Genomic DNA, 16,256 nt, shown 5'->3' with positions numbered 1-16,256 from the left:
CGGGCATGAGCCAGCTGCCGCGCGCCAGTCTCGGCCGGGTCCTCGGCGACCTCGGGGTCACGCTGCTGGATCTGGTGCACGGCGACGCCCACTCGGCCGAGCCGATCGCCGGCATCGCCTTCCACGACCCGTACGACGAACCGCATCTGCCCTCGCGGGCCCTCGTGCTCGGCGTGGGCCTGCGCGAGCCCGCCGAGATCGCCGCGCTGCTGCGCACCCTCGGACCGCAGGGGGCGGCCGGTCTGATTGTGCGGGCCCCGGTGCCGCCGGGTGACGAGCTTCGGGCCGCCGCGCACGAGTCGGGGGTGGCGCTGATCGCGCTGACCCGCGGCGCCTCCTGGGCCCAGCTGGCCGCGCTGCTGCGCTCTATGCTCAGCCAGGGCGACGTCGGCGACGCCGGGCCCGAAATGCTCGGCGGGCTGCCCTCGGGTGACCTGTTCGCGCTGGCCAACGCGGTCGCCGCGCTGGTCGACGCGCCGGTCACGATCGAGGACCCGGACTCGCGGGTGCTGGCCTTCTCGGGGCGCCAGGAGGAGGCCGACGAGTCGCGGGTCGAGACCATTCTGGGCCGCCAGGTGCCGGAACGCTTCGCCGTCCTGCTGTCCCGCGCGGGCGTGCACCGCGACCTGCACCGCAGCGCGGAACCGGTGTTCGTGGCGCCGCCGGAGTCCGCGCCCGGCGAGTTCTCGGTGCCGCGGGTGGCGGTGGCCGTGCGGGCCGGCGACGAGTTCCTCGGCTCGATCTGGGCCGCCGTGCGCCAGCCGCTGACCCCCGACCGGTCCCGCGCGTTCAGCGACGCCGCCAAGCTGGTCGCGCTGCACATGCTGCGGCTGCGTGCCGGGGCCGACGTCGAGCGCCGGCTGCGCACCGACCTGGTCGGCACCGCGCTCGAGGGCGGCGCCGGCGCCCGGGAGTCGCTGGCCCGCCTCGGCCTGGCCGACCAGCCCCTCGTCGTGCTGGCCCTGGCCCCGGCCGCCCCCGAGGGCGCGGCCGACCGGTCCGGGCTGGCCGCCGACCGGCAGCGCCTGACCGACGCGCTGGCCATGCACCTCAGCGCCGTGCACGCCGGCAGCGCGGTGGCCCTGCTCGGCGATGTCGCGTACGGGCTGCTGCCGGTAATGACCGGGGAGCGGGCCGTGCGAGTGGCCGGCGAGTTCCTCGACCGGGTCGGCGACCGCGTGCCCGCCCTCATCGGGGTGAGCACGCCCGCGGCCTCGGTGAGCGAGCTGGCCGCGGCCCGGGCCGGCGCCGACCGCGCGTTGCGGGTGCTGCGCTCGGGCTGCGGCCTGCGGGTGGCCCGGCTCACCGACGTCTACACCAAGGCGATGGTGCTGGAACTGCGCGACCTGATCGCCGCCCGCGGCGACGCCCCGACCGGGCCCCTGGCCAAGCTGATCGCCTACGACGCCGAGCACAACGCCAGCCTGGTCGAGACCCTGGCCGCCTGGCTCGACGCCTTCGGCGACGCGGTGGCCGCCGCCGCGGCCCTGCACGTGCACCCCAACACCTTCCGATACCGGCTGCGCCGCCTGGCCGAGGTGGGCGACCTCGACCTGGCCGACCCCGAGGCCCGCTTCGGAGCCATGCTTCAGCTGCGCGTCTTCCAGGCCTGAATCACGCCGTTCCACCGGCGGGCGCGGTCGGTCACCGTGCCGGCGGACGAGTGGATCGCCCCGGACTCGTTGCGGCGCACAAAGACACGGCACTCCGCGGCGGGCAAGCTTCGGCCAGAGACCCGCGAGTCGAAGGGGAACACCCGTGGCACGTCGTGCGCAGATCGAAGACCTGGTGTCGGTGGCGACGCCGGAGCAGCCCGCCCTCAGCCCGGACGGGCGCCGGGTCGCGTACGTGCTGCGGACCGCCGACCGGGAGGCCGACCGCGTCACCCGCGGCCTCTGGTGTGCCGGCGACGGCGGCTCCCGCCGGCTGACGCGCGGCCCGGCCGACACGTCGCCCGCCTGGTCGCCCGACGGCACGCAGCTCGCGTTCCTGCGCGGCGGCGACGGACCCGCGCAGATCTGGCTGCTGCCCGCGGACGGCGGCGAGGCCGAGCCGGTCACCGACCTGCCGCAGGGCGCGGGCGCGCCGCTGTGGAGCCCGGACGGCACGAAGATCGCCTTCGCCGCGGCCGTCTCGGTGACCGGCGCGGCGGCGAGCGCCCCGATCGTCACCGAACGCCTCGACTATCAGGCCGACGGGGCCGGATGGCTGCGCGACCTGCGCAAGCATCTGTTCGTGCTCGACCCGCAGACCCGCGAGGTCCGGCAGGTCACCGAGGGGGACTGGCACGCGGGCGACCCGGCCTGGTCGCCCGACTCGGCCCGGCTGGCCTTCGCCGCGGCCACCGGCCCCGACGCCGACCTGGTGCTGCGGGCGCCGCTGCACGTCGTGGACGTGACCGATCCCAAGAGCCGCCCGCGGGTGGCCGGGCTGGCCGAGGGGGTCGCCGGGCCGGGCGTGTGGACACCGGACGGCGACGCGCTGGTGGTCGTCGGCTACGAGGGTTCCCTGGCCGGGCACGCCCACCTGCTGTACGTGCCGCTCGACGGCGGCCCGGTGCGCGACCTCGCGGCCGGCCTCGACCGCAACGTCATGCCGGGCGGTACGGCCTACCCGGGCGCGGTGCCCCGGTTCACCTCCGACGGGAGGACGGTCCTTTTCTGCGTACGGGACCGGGGTTGTTCGCACCTGTATGCCGTTCCGCTGGACGGTGGCGAGCCCCGCCCGGTCGTCGCGGGAGCCGGGCGCGTGGTCTCCGGACTGTCCGTGGCCGGGGACACCGCCGCGATCGTTCTGGCCACCCCCACCTCGTACGGGGAAATCGTCACCATCGACCTGGGCGCGGGCGACGAGACCGTCCGCACCACGCACGGCTCGGTGTTCGACGACGTCGAGCTGTTCCCGCGGGTCGAGCGCGAATTCACCGTCTCCGACGGCACGGTCGTGCACGGCTGGCTGATCCGCGACCCGGAGGCCACCGGCGCGCGGCCGCTGCTGCTGGACATCCACGGCGGCCCGCACAACGCCTGGAACGGCGCGGCCGACGAGGTCCACCTCTATCACCAGGAGCTGGTGGCCGCCGGCTGGAACGTGCTGCTGCTCAACCCGCGGGCCAGCGACGGATACGGCGAGCGGTTCTTCACCGCCGCCCTGGGCGCCTGGGGCGAGGCCGACGCCCGTGACTTCCTCGAGCCGCTGGACCAGCTGGTGGCCGAGGGCCTGGCCGATCCGGCGAAGCTGGCCGTGGCCGGCTACAGCTATGGCGGCTACATGACCTGCTATCTCACCGCCACCGACGACCGGTTCGCCGCCGCGGTGGCCGGGGGAGTGGTCAGCGACCTGACCAGCATGGCCGGCTCGTCGGACGACGGGCACCTGCTGGCCGGCCTCGAGCTCGGCGGTCAGCCGTGGGAGGCGCCGGAGCGTTACGCCGCGATGTCCCCGCTGACCCGGGTGGCCGACGTCCGCACCCCGACCCTGATCATCCAGGGCGCGGCCGACCTGCGCTGCCCGGTCGGCCAGGCCCAGCAGTGGCACACGGCGCTGCGCGAACGCGGCGTCCCGGCCGAGCTGGTGCTCTATCCGGAGGGCTCGCACCTGCTGATCGTCGAGGGCCCGCCCTCGCAGCGTCTCGACTTCAACCGGCGGATCGCCGAGTGGGTGGGCCGGCACACCGGCACAGGACGCAAGCCCTTGGACGCCGCGCACTGGCAGCGGCGCCTGAACGTGCTGGCCAAGCGGCACGGGGTGCCCGGAGCTGTCCTCGGCATCTCGCGGGCGGACGAACTGGTCGAGGCCGCCTACGGCGTGGTCAACGTGGACACCGGCGTCGAGACCACCACAAACACGGTGTTCCAGATCGGCTCGATCAGCAAGGTCTGGACCGCCACCCTCGTGCAGCAGCTGGTCGACGAGGGCAAGCTCGAACTGGACGCGCCGATCGCCGACGTGCTGCCCGAGCTGACCCTGGCCGACTCCGGCGTCGCGGCCAAGGTGACCATGCGGCACCTGCTCACCCACACCAGCGGCATCGACGGCGACGTCTTCACCGACACCGGCCGCGGCGACGACTGCCTGGAGAAGTACGTCGACGGCCTGCGCGACGTCGCCCAGAACCACCCGCTCGGGGCCACCTGGTCGTACTGCAACTCCGGCTTCTCGCTGGCCGGCCGGGTCATCGAGAAGCTCACCGGCGGCACCTGGGACGCGGCCCTCCGCGAGCGGATCAGCACCCCGCTCGGCCTGCGCCGCACCGGCACCCTGCCCGAGGAGGCGCTGCTGCACCGGGCGGCCACCGGCCACGTGCCCGGCCCGCAGGTCGCCCCGGTCTGGATGCTGCCGCGCGCGCTCGGCCCGGCCGGTCTGATCAACGCGACCGCGGCCGACCTGCTGGCCTTCGCCCGTCTGCACCTGGACGGCGGGCTGGCCCCGGACGGCACCCGGCTGATCAGCGCCGACGGCGCCGCGGCGATGACGGCCGAGCAGGTCGAACTGCCCGAGAAGTACACGCTGGGCGACTCGTGGGGGCTGGGCTGGATCCGGTTCGGCTGGGACGGCCACCGGCTGATCGGCCACGACGGCAACACCATCGGCCAGTCGGCGTTCCTGCGGCTGCTGCCCGAGCAGGGCCTGGCCGTCACGCTGCTGACCAACGGCGAGGGCGCCCGCGACCTCTACCAGGACCTGTTCTCCGAAATCTTCGCCGAGGTGGCCGGGCTGACCATGCCGCGGCCGCTCACCCCGCCGTCGCCGCCCGTCGAGGTCGACGTCACCGAGCACCTGGGCACCTACGAGCGGGCCAGCACCCGGCTGGAGGTGCTGGAGGGCCCGGTTCTGCGGATGACCCAGACCGGACCCCTGGCCGAGCTCAGCCCCGAGCCGGTGCACGAGTTGCCGATGGTCGGGGTCAAGGACGACCTTTTCCTCGTACGCATGCCGCAGACCGACACGTGGTTCCCGGTCTACTTCTATCGGCTGCCCACCGGCGAGCGCTATCTGCACCTGGGCGTGCGGGCGACCCCGAAGGTGGCCTGAGGATGGACCTGTCCGCGATGCTGGCCGACCTGGAAGAGCTGGTGACCTGCGAGTCGCCCTCGGACGACCGGGCGGCCGTGTCCCACAGCGCCGAAGTGCTCGCGGCCGTCGGCCACCGGCGGCTGGGCGCGCACCCGGAACGGATCGTGCTCGACGGCCGTACCCATTTGCGGTGGCGCTTCGGCTCCGGCCCGCCGAAAGTGCTGGTGCTGGGCCACCATGACACGGTGTGGCCGATCGGATCGCTCGCCGCCCACCCGTACGGGATCGACGGGGAGATTCTGCGCGGTCCCGGCTGCTTCGACATGAAGGCCGGTGTGGTGCAGGCCCTGCACGCGGTGGCCGCGCTGCCCGGCCGCGACGGGGTGAGCGTGCTGATCACCGGGGACGAGGAGCTCGGCTCGCCGACGTCGCGGGAGCTGATCGAGAAGGAAGCCGCCGGCTGCGCGGCCGCCCTGGTGCTGGAGGGCTCGGCCGACGGCGGCGCGCTCAAGACCGAGCGCAAGGGCGTCTCGCTCTACCGGGTCCGGGTCACCGGCCGCGCCTCGCACGCCGGCCTGGAACCCGAGGCGGGGGTCAACTCCACCGTCGAGCTGGCCCATCAGGTGCTCGCGGTGCAGGCCCTGAACGGTCCGGAGCACGGCACGACCGTGGTGCCGACCCGGATGACCGCGGGCACCACCACCAACACCGTTCCGGCGACCGGCGAGTTCGCCGTCGACGTGCGCGCTCGCACCGTCGCCGAGCAGCACCGCGTCGACACTGCCCTGCTTGCCCTGACCCCGGTGCTGCCGGGAGCCCGGATCACGATCGAGGGCGGTCCCAACCGGCCGCCGCTGGAAGCCGCCGCCTCCGAGGCCCTCTACGCGCGGGCCGTGGCGATCGCCGGCCGGCTGGGGCTGCCCCCACTGACCCGGGCCGCGGTGGGCGGCGCCTCGGACGGCAACTTCACCGCCGGCGTCGGCACCCCCACGCTGGACGGGCTGGGCGCGGTCGGCGGCGGCGCGCACGCTCCCGGCGAGCATGTCGTCGTGGCCGAGATGCCGCGCCGGGCCGCTCTGGTCGCCGCGCTGATCTCCGAGGTGACCCGCCGATGACCGATCTGCTCAGCCCCGGGTCCGCCGCCTCGGCCGCGGCCGACGCGGCCGGTGTCCGGGTCCGGATCCTCACCGAGCTGGCCGAGCTGCACGACGTGTGCCGGCTGTTCGACCGCATCTGGCAGTCCGATCCGGCCGAGCCGCCGGTCACCCGCGACCTGCTGCGGGCGATGAGCAAGGCCGGCAACTACGTGGCCGGGGCGTTCGACACCACGGGCCTGGTCGGGGCCTGCATCGCGTTCTTCGGCCCGCCGGAGAGCCGCGAGATGCACAGCCACATCGCCGGGGTCAGCAGCGCGGCCCGGGGCCGCCACGTCGGCCGGGCCCTCAAGCTGCACCAGCGGGCCTGGGCGCTGGACGCCGGAGTCCGCACGATCAGCTGGACCTACGACCCGCTGGTCGGCCGCAACGCGTACTTCAACCTGGTCAAGCTGGGCGGATCGCCCGTGCAGTACCTGCCGCACTTCTACGGCGCGATGAGCGACGGCATCAACGGCGACGACGACACCGACCGGCTGCTGCTGCGCTGGGACCTGACCGCGCCTGCCGTCGAGACCGCCGCCCGCGGGGGCCGGCCGCCGCAGCCGGACACCACCGGGGCGGTCTTCGCCCTGGCCCGTACGCCGGAGGGTGAACCGGCGCCCGGCCCGGCCCGCGGCCGTACGGTGCTGGTCGCCGTGCCGGCCGACATCGAATCGCTGCGCCGCACCGACCCCGCGTGCGCCCGGCGATGGCGGGTGGCCGTGCGTGACGTGCTCGCCCCCTTGATCGACAGCGGAGCCCGGGTGACCGGCTTCGACCGTGCCGGCTGGTACGTGGTGGAGAGGCAGGACTCATGAAACTCACCGGGATCGAGCTGCGCCGGATCCGGATGCCGCTGGTGGCGCCGTTCCGCACCTCGTTCGGCACGGAAACCGAACGCGACGTCCTGCTGCTGCGCGCCGTCACCGACGAGGCCGAGGGCTGGGGCGAGTGCGTCGCGATGAGCGACCCGCTCTACTCCAGCGAATACGTCGAGGCCGCGGCCGACGTGCTGCGCCGCTATCTGGTGCCCGCGCTCGGCGCGAGCCGGCCCGCCGCGGCCACCGCCGTGGCGCCCGCCCTGCACAAGTTCAAGGGCCACCGGATGGCCAAGGCGGCCCTGGAGACCGCGGTGCTCGACGCCGAACTGCGCGCCGAGGGCCGCAGCTTCGCCCGCGAGCTGGGCGCCACCCGCGACCGGGTGCCGTGCGGGGTGTCGGTCGGCATCATGGATTCGATCCCCGAGCTGCTCGACGCGGTCGACGGCTACCTGGCCCAGGGCTACGTCCGGATCAAGCTCAAGATCCAGCCGGGCTGGGACGTGGAGCCGGTCCGCGCGGTCCGCGAGCGCTTCGGCGACGACGTGCTGCTGCAGGTCGACGCGAACACGGCGTACACGCTCGGGCAGGCGCCGCTGCTGGCCGCCCTCGACCCGTTCGGCCTGCTGCTGATCGAGCAGCCGCTGGACGAGGAGGACGTGCTCGGCCACGTGGAGCTCTCCCGGCGGGTCCGCACCCCGATCTGCCTGGACGAGTCGATCGTCTCAGCCCGGGCCGCGGCGGACGCGATCCGGCTCGGCGCCTGCAGCATCGTCAACGTCAAGCCGGGGCGGGTCGGCGGCTATCTCGAGGCCCGCCGCATCCACGACGTGTGCGTCGCCAACGGCATCCCGGTGTGGTGCGGCGGCATGCTCGAAACAGGCCTGGGCAGGGCGGCCAACGTGGCTTTGGCCGCCCTGCCCGGTTTCACCCTGCCCGGCGACACGTCGGCGTCCGACCGCTATTTCCGTACGGACGTCACCGCGCCGTTCGTGCTCGAGGACGGTCACCTGCCCGTGCCCACCGGGCCCGGCCTCGGCGTGGAGCCGGTGCCGGAGATCCTGGCCGAGATCACCACGAGCATGGAGTGGCTGCCGCTGTAGTCCGGGGCCGTGAACGGCTGTCCCTACGGCAGCTGCCTCTACGGCGGCTGCTTTCACGGCGGCTGTCCCTACGGCGGCTGCTTCTACGCCGGCGGCGAACGGGGTATCGGCGTCGTCGCCGGGCTGGGTACGGTGACGGCATGGCGGACAACCGACGGCCCTTGTTGCGCACGGTGGTCGGCCGGGTGCTGCGCCGCCACCGGCTGGAGCAGCGCCGCACCCTGGCCGAGGTCGCCCGCGACGCGTGCGTCTCGGTGCAATATCTGTCCGAGGTCGAGCGCGGCCGCAAGGAACCGAGTTCCGAGATCCTGGCCGCGGTCTGCGACGCACTCCGGGTCGAGCTTTCCGACCTGCTGGCCGAGGTCCGGTTCGAGCTCGTCGGCCACACCGCCCCCGTGCTCCGGCTGGCCCCCGTGGCCCCCGTCACGCGGCCGGCGCCCGGCCGGTCCGGCGGCAGCGTAATGCTGCTAGCCGCCTGACCCTCGTTCAGCCGGCGGCGGTCAGGCAGCGTGATGCTGCTGGCCGCCTGACCCTGGCTCGGCCGGCGGCGGTCAGGCGACGTGATGCTGCTGGCCGCCCGACCGTGCGCTTCGCGCAGCTCGCTGGTTCAGCCGGCGGCGGTCAGGCGATAGGCGCGTTCGGGGCGGGCCGTGATCACCCGGTCGGCCAGGCCGTAGGCCACCGCCTCGGGAGCGGTCAGCGCCATGCTGCGGTCGGTGTCGGCGCGGATCTTCTCCACCGGATGTCCCGTGTGCCGGCTCAGGATCCGGTCCATCTCGGCCCGCACCTTGGCCACCTCCTTGGCCTCCACCGCCAGGTCGGGCAGGGTGCCGCGGGCCTGGCTCGACGGCTGGTGCAGCGTCACCTTGGCGTGCGGCAGCACCGAGCGCTTGCCCGGCGTGCCCGCGGCGAGCAGGGCCGCGGCCGCCGACGCCGCCTGACCCACGCAGATCGTGGCGATGTCACAGCGTACGAAATGCATGGTGTCGTAAATGGCGGTCAGCGCGCTGAACGAACCGCCGGGCGAGTTGATGTAGAGCCCGATCTCCTGCTCGCCGGCCGACTCCAGGTGAATCAGCTGGGCGATCACCACGTTGGCCACCCCGTCGTCGATCTCGGTGCCCAGAAAGATGATCCGGTCGGACAGCAGCCGCGAATAGATGTCGTACGCCCGCTCGCCGTTGGGGGTCTTCTCGACGACGGTGGGAATCGTGTACTGGCTCATGCGCTCAGTCCCATCGGCTGGCGGGTCATCTCGGGACGCACATCGTCCACGGTGTCCAGGATGTGATCGATCAGCCCGTACGCGAGAGCCTCCTCGGCGGTGAACCAGCGATCACGGCGACTGTCCCGCTCCACGACCTCGATCGGCTGCCCCGTGTGCTCCGCGGTCAGCCGCAGCAGCGTGGTGCCCACCCGATCCAGCTGATCGGCGTAGATCTCGACGTCGGCCGCCGTGCCCCCGAACCCGGCCGAGCCCTGGTGCATCAGGATCTGCGCGTGCGGCAGGCTGAACCGCTTGCCCGGCGCGCCCGCCGTCAGCAGGAACTGCCCCATGCTGCCGGCCAGCCCGAGAGCCAGCGTGCTGACCTCGTTGGGGATCAGCCGCATGGTGTCGTAGATGGCCAGCCCCGCGCTGACCGACCCGCCCGGCGAGTTGATGTAGAGGCTGATGACCGCGCGCGGGTCCTCGGCCGACAGCAGCAGCAACTGCCCGCAGAGCCGGTTGGCGATCGGGTCGTCGACCTCCGTGCCGAGCACGATGATGCGCTGATGCAGCAGCCGTGCCGCCACCTGGTCGTCGATCGACCCGGCATTCCACTGGTTCATGTGAGTCCCTCGCTCTCGTCCGGGTTCCACCATGGGAGCCGGGGAGGGCGGATTCCAAGCCGATCTGCTGTCAGCAGACGCGCATGTCGGAGAGCTGCCGCATCGCCTCGTAGAGCCGGGCCTTCACCGTCGCCGGCGGCAGCTTGAGCGAGCGCGCCGCGTCGGTCGTCGTCCGGCGGTGGAAGAACGTGGCGACGAGAACCTCACGATGCCGGGCCGGAAGGCGCTGGAGCATCTCCTCCATCGAGGGCCGGCGAGTCTCTTGTCGGGTCGGCATGCCTCGCACTCTGGTCGGCCGCGGGGGCCAACTCCAGTGCGCACCTGCGGCGTAGTCGTCCGGTTACGTGGCAGCGCCTTCCTACCCTGGGGGCATGCAGCTCACCGAGATGAGCGTACGAGGGTTCCGGACGTCGGTCACCGTGCTGCGGCGGCCCGCCGGTGGGCTGCGATGGGTGATCATCCCGACGATCCACATGGGGCATGCCGACTACTACTGGGCGATCTGGCAGCGGCTGCGCACCTGCCAGGCGGTCGTCGCCGAGATCTGGAGTTACCGCGCAGCCCCGACGACGTCAAGCGCGAAGATCTGCTGCTCGGCGTGCTGCGCGAGATCGACGGCGAGTTCGCGGCCGAGGACATGGAAGTGGCCGTGGTGTTCGGCGCCGCCCACATGCCCACCGTCGTCCGCGACCTGGTGCGGCTCGGCCACCGTGTGCGGCCCGGGTCGCAGTGGCTGACCGCCATCGACCACGACGAGCCGCCGCTGCTGCGCAAACCCGGCCTGGACGGCTGGATGGACTGGTGATCAGAGCCCGGCCGAGCTGTCGTAGCGGCGGCGCAGATCGCGCATTTCCGGCTCGGCCAGCGCCTCCTTGAGGGCCAGGTCCGCATACTTCGCCGGGAACACCTGCCGCAGACGGTCGACGTACTTGACCTTCTCGGTGGCCTCGACCACCTGGATGCCCGCCGGATCGGTGGTCAGGTCGAGGATGACCGGCCCGGCCAGCTTGACCGCCACGTCCCACGGTTGCCGGGCCTCGGCGACTCCGCAGAGGTGGAACCCGTAGACCGTCCGCACGTCGGCCAGCGCCTGCGCTCCGGCCGGCTCGTAGCCGTAGACGCGAACCCCGCAGACCACCTCGCCGGCCGCCGGCGCAGCGGAGTGCCCCGCATGGCTGTGCTGCCCCGGATCGGACTGCTCGAGCGTGCTTCGCATCCGGTTCGTGACCTGGTCGGGCAGACTCTCCGGATCCGGCTTCAGCGCGACGATCCCGCCCGCCACCGCCAGCAGAATCGCCGCCACTCCTACGTAGCGCTTCATCGTTTGGTCGCCCTCCTGCGCCCGGCGGCCCCGCGTCGCGAGGCCGCCGGACACGCCGATCAGGTGAAGTTCACGTCGCTGCACCACATGTAGGCCTGGTCCAGGTGGGAGGCCTGCCAGATGACGAAGAGAATGTGGTGCCCGGAGTATCCGGAGGTGGAAATGTTGAACGAGATGTTCTGCGCCGGCGCGTACCGGCCGGTCTGCGTGATGAAATCGAGGTTGCCCCAGCCGAGGCTCTGGGTGGCCGGGTTGAACCCCTGCTTGCTCACGTAGACCTTGAAGTAGTCAGCACCGTGGCTGGCCTGGTCATACAGCTTGACGCTGAAGTTGCTGCTGACGTCGGTCTTCCGCCAGGCGCCGGGTTGGTTGAGGCTGTTGTTGCGGCTCAGCCCGTTGCTGCAGAGCTGCCCGTCCGGGGTGCGGGCCTGGAACTGGGCGCCGAGCCCGTCCCGCAGGGCACTCATCCAGTTCCACATGGTGTCCGGGTTGGCCTGGAACGCTTGCCAGCACATCGGATCCTGCTGTTGCATGGCCGGATTCGTGTGCTGACTGCCCCAGGCCTGCCAGCACTGATAGGCGCGGCTGGCCGGACTGACAATGGTGCCGTGGGCCTGGGCCGCCCCACTCCAGGGGAGCAGGCTGGCCACCAGGGCGAACAGCACCACGATGGCACGGACGGGCCGACGTGACTTCTGTGACACGGTCGTCCTCCATTCTTCGGCGTTCGGGGGATGGGAGCGCTCCCAGGTGAGCATCGCAGGCATCTGTCCATATATCAACCCACGTCTATCCATTTGGCACGGCGGCTAGCGACGGCGACCTGCTCAGTGCCTGGTTGCGGGGCTTTGAGCCACTGTGCGAACGCCGCGGCGACGGTGCTGCCCGACCCACGGCAGAGCCGCCGGCCCCTGTTGGGGGTGTGGCGCTGCCTGCGTGCAACCCGGCCCGGCCCGGCGCTGCTTGCGGTGCATCGGTGCCCGGCGCAAGCCGCCTTGATCAGAGTCGTCGGCGCCGCCTGACTAGCAGGTACGCCGCAGACCCGGCCTTCGTCGAAGCGGCCAACAACTCCGGTGACGAGACGGTCACCGGCCTGATTCACGCTCAGGCATTGCAGCGCAGCGTCGGATCCGTCACCGAAGCAAAGGCGAATCCAACACTTGTTCGTTCTTCATCTCTGACCGCAACCACCGAATGATGAGTTGCAGCTGGCCGGCACCCGGCTACGGCATGGATTAATCACCGCAACCACCCACGAAGCATGACCACGCATTCAGGAAAACGCACCGGGCGCACGCAAGCCACCACGCGAATCCACCGCAGATGCGGGCCTCTGTGTGAGGCATCAATAGTCAAAGGGGGATGCGGATGCTGCCGCAGCAGGCCGGTCTCTGGCCATCGGCCGCTCTCGGCATCGCGGCCATCCTGAAAGCCGCGACCGCCCCGACCATCTGTGGAAACAATGTCGACCCACCACCGTTGGGTCGCCCACTGAGTCCTGGCTGACGCCTACGCCCAGCCCTCCCGCTGACGAATCATCGTACGGTCAGACCGCATGTCCATCGTGGTGAAGGGCATCAACGCTAGGCGATTTCGGAAAGGCCTCGACCTGGCCCCGGCCGATCTTTAGGATCCTGCGGTAGCCGACCCGCCCGCGGGAGGCCGGTGAAGGAGATGTCACGGATGTCCGAACAAGACGACCTGGATCCCGGAACCCGGGTGGACCTGCGCACCGACCGCCCGCACCCCGCCCGGGTATATGACTATCTCCTCGGCGGCAAGGACAACTTCGCGGCCGATCGCGAGGCCGCCCATAAGGGCTTGCAGGCCAACCCGGACAGCCGAATTCCACCGCGCGAGAACCGGTTGTTCCTGGGCCGGGCGGTTCGCTTCCTGGCTGAGCAGGGCATCGACCAGTTCCTCGACATCGGCACAGGGATCCCGAGCGCACCGAACGTCCACCATGTCGCCCAGGCGATCAACCCCCGCTCACGGATCGTCTACGTGGACAACGACCCCATCGTGCTCGCCCACGCCCGCGCGCTGCTGACCAGTCATCCCGACGGCAAGACCGACTACATCGACGCGGACCTGCGCGACGTCGACTCGATCCTCGGCTCCAAGACCCTGAGCGACACTCTCGACCTGAACCGCCCGGTCGGCTTGCTCCTCATCGCGATCCTGCACTTCATCGGCGACGAGCACCACCCGTGGGACATCGTCAACCGCCTCCTGACAGCGTTGCCGGCAGGCAGCTACCTGGCGTTGTCCCACTTGACCGGCGACTTCCGCCCGGAGGCTTGGGCGCATGTGACGGAGGTCTACCGTCGGCAGGGTGTCACCATGAAGGTCCGTCCCAAGCAGCAGATCGAACAGTTCTTCACCGGCCTGGAACTGGTAGATCCCGGACTGCAGATCCTGCCTGCCTGGCGACCCGACCTCGGTGAGCCCACCGATCAGCCACCGCCATCGGACCCGCAGGTCTCGGTCTACGGCGCGGTGGCCCGCAAGCCCTAGCTGCCGGTCGCTAACCGCCGCTCAGACTCTGGCCGCCACAACCGATTGCCGCAAGGCAGCGATCGCCTGGCCCGCCGCATCTCGGAGGCCGAAAGTAAAGGATGGCGCGGCGAAGTCGAAGGACCCTCCGCGATATTGGCTCGCCGGCTCGCTGCTGCCGACCTGCTCGCCGAGATCGCAGGCGGCCCGGCTGTAGCGTGGACAGTCCGCAGGTCCAGACGGGCGGGTGGGCCGCTCATCGACCGCCTTCGGCTGCAGCGGCGGCCACGGCCTTGGCCGGTAGCGGGCGGCTGCGGTTAGCCCAAGGGGTCATGCCGCCCGGTTTGTACACCGACAGCGTAGTGGCGGTGGCCAGCAGCGCCACGTAGACGATCATGCAGACGGCCAGCCGTACGCCTAGGCTGCCCGGCCCGGCCGGCGGGTCGGCGGCGGTGCGCTCGATCAGGTCAGCGATCCAGTGTTCCTGGGCGAAGCCGGCCACCAGAGGGATGCTCAGGGCGACAAAAAACTTGATCAGTACCCACCAGTGGCGGGTCAGCCCCCACTTCGTGAACAGGGACACCACCAGGCCGCTGAGGAGAGACAGCAGCACGATCGGAATCACCAACACGATGTCGAAGATGTGCATGATCCGGTAGACGTCGTAACGCAACGCCGGCTCGTCCGTGGCCAGCCCGATGATGCTCAATGCCGTCATCGACAGCGATAGGCCCAACCAGGCTACCGAGAAGCCGACGTGCAGAGTGAGGAAGAACCTGCGCGGTGCCGGTTTGAGCCGCGGGAATACCGGCTTCATCGCCACCGCGATCGCAGCAGAGATGAGCATTCCCAGCAGCACGATGCTTGACGGGATACTTAGGACGAACTGGATCGGTACCAACGCGGTGTGTACCGCGATGACTTGCCTGCGCGTCGCCGGGCGGCCGAAGCGCAGGGCAAGGACGAGGCTGACCACCCCGGCCAGCGCCGAAACGATGACGGCGGCGGTGACCAGCAATCCGTCACCGGCTGCCATCGGCAGCAGGATCGCCGCCACGGCCGCGTAAGGGGTATAGGCGACCAGCAGGGACCGGGCGATACGGGAGGGGCGGGTCAGCCTTCCCTCACCGCCTGCAGGGAGCTGATCGGCGGTCCGGCGGTCGGGTTGTGTTCCGGTCGGCATCGCTGCGCTCCTCGACATGATCGGGCGTGGTCAACACCACGCTATGGACCGGTCGCGGACCGCCGCGTCAGCGAAAGGTCGTCGCGGGGTCCGTCGAAGGATGGCTGCCGCCTGCGCTGATCTCCCTCCTTTGAACGACTTCAGCGACCGCCCGGCTGCCTACACTCGGGCCCATGAGCACCGCCAGAGTGGCCTGGTCGACGTGGCTCGGCGAGGCCTGGCTGCGGCGCGACCGGGCCGTCGACGGGCTCCTGGCCGCGGTCTGCGCGATCAGTACCGCGGGACCAGCGATGGACTCCACCCTGTTCGGCGGCTCGCCCTACCTGCCCTGGCACCCGCCACCGCCGGTCACCATCGGCCTCGGCATGCTGATCGGCGCTGCGACCCTGTCCCGGCGGCGTCGGCCGCTGCTGTTCGTCGTTGCCGCGTTGGTGGCGTGGGTGATCGCCGCGGCGTACCCCGCCGTGATCATCGGCCAGTACAGCCTGGGCAGCCACCAACGATCCCGGCGTACCGTCGCGGCCATCACCACCGTGGTGACAATCGCGGTCGCGGTGCCGTTCTGGCGGCAGGGACTTGACTCCATCATCCCGCTCAGCGTCGCGGTGTGTCTGGCACCCACCCTGCTCGGACTGTGGGTGGCTGCCCGGCGGGACCTGTTGGCCGGCCTCCGGGAGCGGGCCGACCGAGCCGAACGCGAACAGCACCTGCTCGCCGAGCGGGCCCGTGCCGACGAACGCACCCGGATCGCCCACGATATGCACGATGTGGTCGCCCACCGGGTCAGCCTGATGGTGCTGCACGCCACCGCGCTGGAGGTCGCCGCCGATACCGAACGCCCGGTGCTCGCCCGTCGGATCCGCTCCATCGGCCGGGACGCCCTCGACGAGCTCCGCGCTCTCGTCGGCGTCCTGCGCACCGGTGAACCCGGCGCACCGCTCGCGCCCCAGCCCGCCCTGGCCGACGTGGCCCGCCTGGTCGAACAGTCTCGGGCAGCCGGTACCTCCGTCACCATCGAATCGGCCGGGCAACCACGCACGTTGCCGTCCATGGTCGAGCAAGCCGGCTACCGGCTGGTGCAGGAGGCACTCACCAACGTGCACAAGCACGCCGGCACCGCCACCACCCGGGTCTACATCCAGTACGACCCCGACACGCTGCGCGTCGCCGTCCACAACGAACCGCCCGCCCACGCCGGTGCACCTGCGCTACCGCCCGGTGGAAACGGGCTTGTCGGGCTACGCGAACGGGTCCACCTCCTCGGCGGCCACCTCACCGCCCGGCCGACCCTCGACGGCGGGTACGAAGTCGCCGCCACCATCCCCGTCCCCCTGCAGGACTTCCTATGATCCG

Annotated in this window: 15 protein-coding genes and 1 pseudogene; 10 read left to right on the top strand and 6 right to left on the bottom strand. The window is 71.6% G+C overall.

Annotated elements, in window-relative coordinates; translation table 11 throughout:
• Positions 1-5 precede the first annotated feature (5 nt).
• From ACZ3I4_RS24805 to ACZ3I4_RS24780, 6 genes and pseudogenes are all read left to right on the top strand, one after another.
• Entirely contained in the window at positions 6-1,613 is a 1,608-nt protein-coding gene (locus tag ACZ3I4_RS24805; protein ID WP_465384387.1) for a PucR family transcriptional regulator, read from the top strand.
• A gap of 145 nt (positions 1,614-1,758) precedes the next feature.
• Positions 1,759-5,034 (top strand): serine hydrolase, encoded by a 3,276-nt coding sequence (locus ACZ3I4_RS24800; RefSeq protein ID WP_465384386.1) that lies wholly within the window; start codon positions 1,759-1,761, stop codon positions 5,032-5,034.
• Between the two features lie 2 nt (positions 5,035-5,036).
• Positions 5,037-6,131 carry a M20 family metallopeptidase gene (locus ACZ3I4_RS24795; protein WP_465384385.1) on the top strand — a complete coding sequence of 365 codons (1,095 nt, stop codon included), beginning with the start codon at positions 5,037-5,039 and terminating at the stop codon, positions 6,129-6,131.
• Entirely contained in the window at positions 6,128-6,970 is an 843-nt protein-coding gene (locus tag ACZ3I4_RS24790; protein WP_465384384.1) for a GNAT family N-acetyltransferase, read from the top strand. The genes ACZ3I4_RS24795 and ACZ3I4_RS24790 overlap by 4 nt, the downstream gene beginning before the upstream one ends.
• Entirely contained in the window at positions 6,967-8,073 is a 1,107-nt protein-coding gene (gene menC / locus ACZ3I4_RS24785) for an o-succinylbenzoate synthase (RefSeq protein WP_465384383.1), read from the top strand. The genes ACZ3I4_RS24790 and menC overlap by 4 nt, the downstream gene beginning before the upstream one ends.
• A gap of 140 nt (positions 8,074-8,213) precedes the next feature.
• Positions 8,214-8,450, top strand: a pseudogene (locus ACZ3I4_RS24780) (helix-turn-helix domain-containing protein); the annotation flags it as partial.
• Positions 8,451-8,680: 230 nt separating this feature from the next.
• On the opposite strand, the gene ACZ3I4_RS24775 reads toward ACZ3I4_RS24780, so the two are convergent.
• The 3 genes from ACZ3I4_RS24775 to ACZ3I4_RS24765 form a co-directional block, all read right to left on the bottom strand.
• Positions 8,681-9,298: a ClpP family protease gene (locus ACZ3I4_RS24775; protein ID WP_465384382.1), complete on the bottom strand. Its 618-nt coding sequence runs from the start codon at positions 9,296-9,298 to the stop codon at positions 8,681-8,683.
• Positions 9,295-9,903 (bottom strand): ClpP family protease, encoded by a 609-nt coding sequence (locus ACZ3I4_RS24770; RefSeq protein ID WP_465384381.1) that lies wholly within the window; start codon positions 9,901-9,903, stop codon positions 9,295-9,297. Before ACZ3I4_RS24770 ends, ACZ3I4_RS24775 begins: the two co-directional genes overlap by 4 nt.
• Positions 9,904-9,973: 70 nt before the next feature.
• Positions 9,974-10,180 carry a sigma factor-like helix-turn-helix DNA-binding protein gene (locus tag ACZ3I4_RS24765; protein WP_465384380.1) on the bottom strand — a complete coding sequence of 69 codons (207 nt, stop codon included), beginning with the start codon at positions 10,178-10,180 and terminating at the stop codon, positions 9,974-9,976.
• Positions 10,181-10,501: 321 nt separating this feature from the next.
• On the opposite strand from ACZ3I4_RS24765, the gene ACZ3I4_RS24760 reads away from it, so the two are divergent.
• Positions 10,502-10,708, top strand: coding sequence for a hypothetical protein (locus ACZ3I4_RS24760; RefSeq protein WP_465384379.1), 207 nt, complete (start codon positions 10,502-10,504; stop codon positions 10,706-10,708).
• On the opposite strand, the gene ACZ3I4_RS24755 is transcribed toward ACZ3I4_RS24760, so the two are convergent.
• Positions 10,709-11,224, bottom strand: a complete 516-nt coding sequence (locus tag ACZ3I4_RS24755) for a hypothetical protein (protein WP_465384378.1) — start codon at positions 11,222-11,224, stop codon at positions 10,709-10,711.
• A 59-nt stretch (positions 11,225-11,283) separates the two neighbouring features.
• On the bottom strand, positions 11,284-11,928 hold the full coding sequence (locus ACZ3I4_RS24750; RefSeq protein WP_465384377.1) for a lytic polysaccharide monooxygenase auxiliary activity family 9 protein: 645 nt from the start codon (positions 11,926-11,928) through the stop codon (positions 11,284-11,286).
• A gap of 272 nt (positions 11,929-12,200) precedes the next feature.
• Here ACZ3I4_RS24750 and ACZ3I4_RS24745 point away from each other — a divergent pair, with 272 nt between their 5' ends.
• On the top strand, positions 12,201-12,422 hold the full coding sequence (locus ACZ3I4_RS24745) for a hypothetical protein (protein WP_465384376.1): 222 nt from the start codon (positions 12,201-12,203) through the stop codon (positions 12,420-12,422).
• Between the two features lie 485 nt (positions 12,423-12,907).
• Positions 12,908-13,741, top strand: coding sequence for an SAM-dependent methyltransferase (locus ACZ3I4_RS24740; protein ID WP_465384375.1), 834 nt, complete (start codon positions 12,908-12,910; stop codon positions 13,739-13,741).
• A 235-nt stretch (positions 13,742-13,976) separates the two neighbouring features.
• On the opposite strand, the gene ACZ3I4_RS24735 is transcribed toward ACZ3I4_RS24740, so the two are convergent.
• The gene (locus tag ACZ3I4_RS24735) at positions 13,977-14,903 is read right to left on the bottom strand and encodes a hypothetical protein (RefSeq protein WP_465384374.1); all 927 of its coding nucleotides are present in this window, start codon (positions 14,901-14,903) and stop codon (positions 13,977-13,979) included.
• 173 nt (positions 14,904-15,076) lie between these two features.
• Between ACZ3I4_RS24735 and ACZ3I4_RS24730 the strand changes: the two genes are divergently transcribed.
• The gene (locus tag ACZ3I4_RS24730; RefSeq protein WP_465384373.1) at positions 15,077-16,252 is read left to right on the top strand and encodes a sensor histidine kinase; all 1,176 of its coding nucleotides are present in this window, start codon (positions 15,077-15,079) and stop codon (positions 16,250-16,252) included.
• Positions 16,253-16,256 lie beyond the last annotated feature (4 nt).

It is taken from the genome of Actinoplanes sp. NPDC021490, assembly GCF_055562135.1.
Note: the sequence above shows the minus strand (reverse complement) of the source record. Positions and strands in the feature narration are given on the sequence as shown.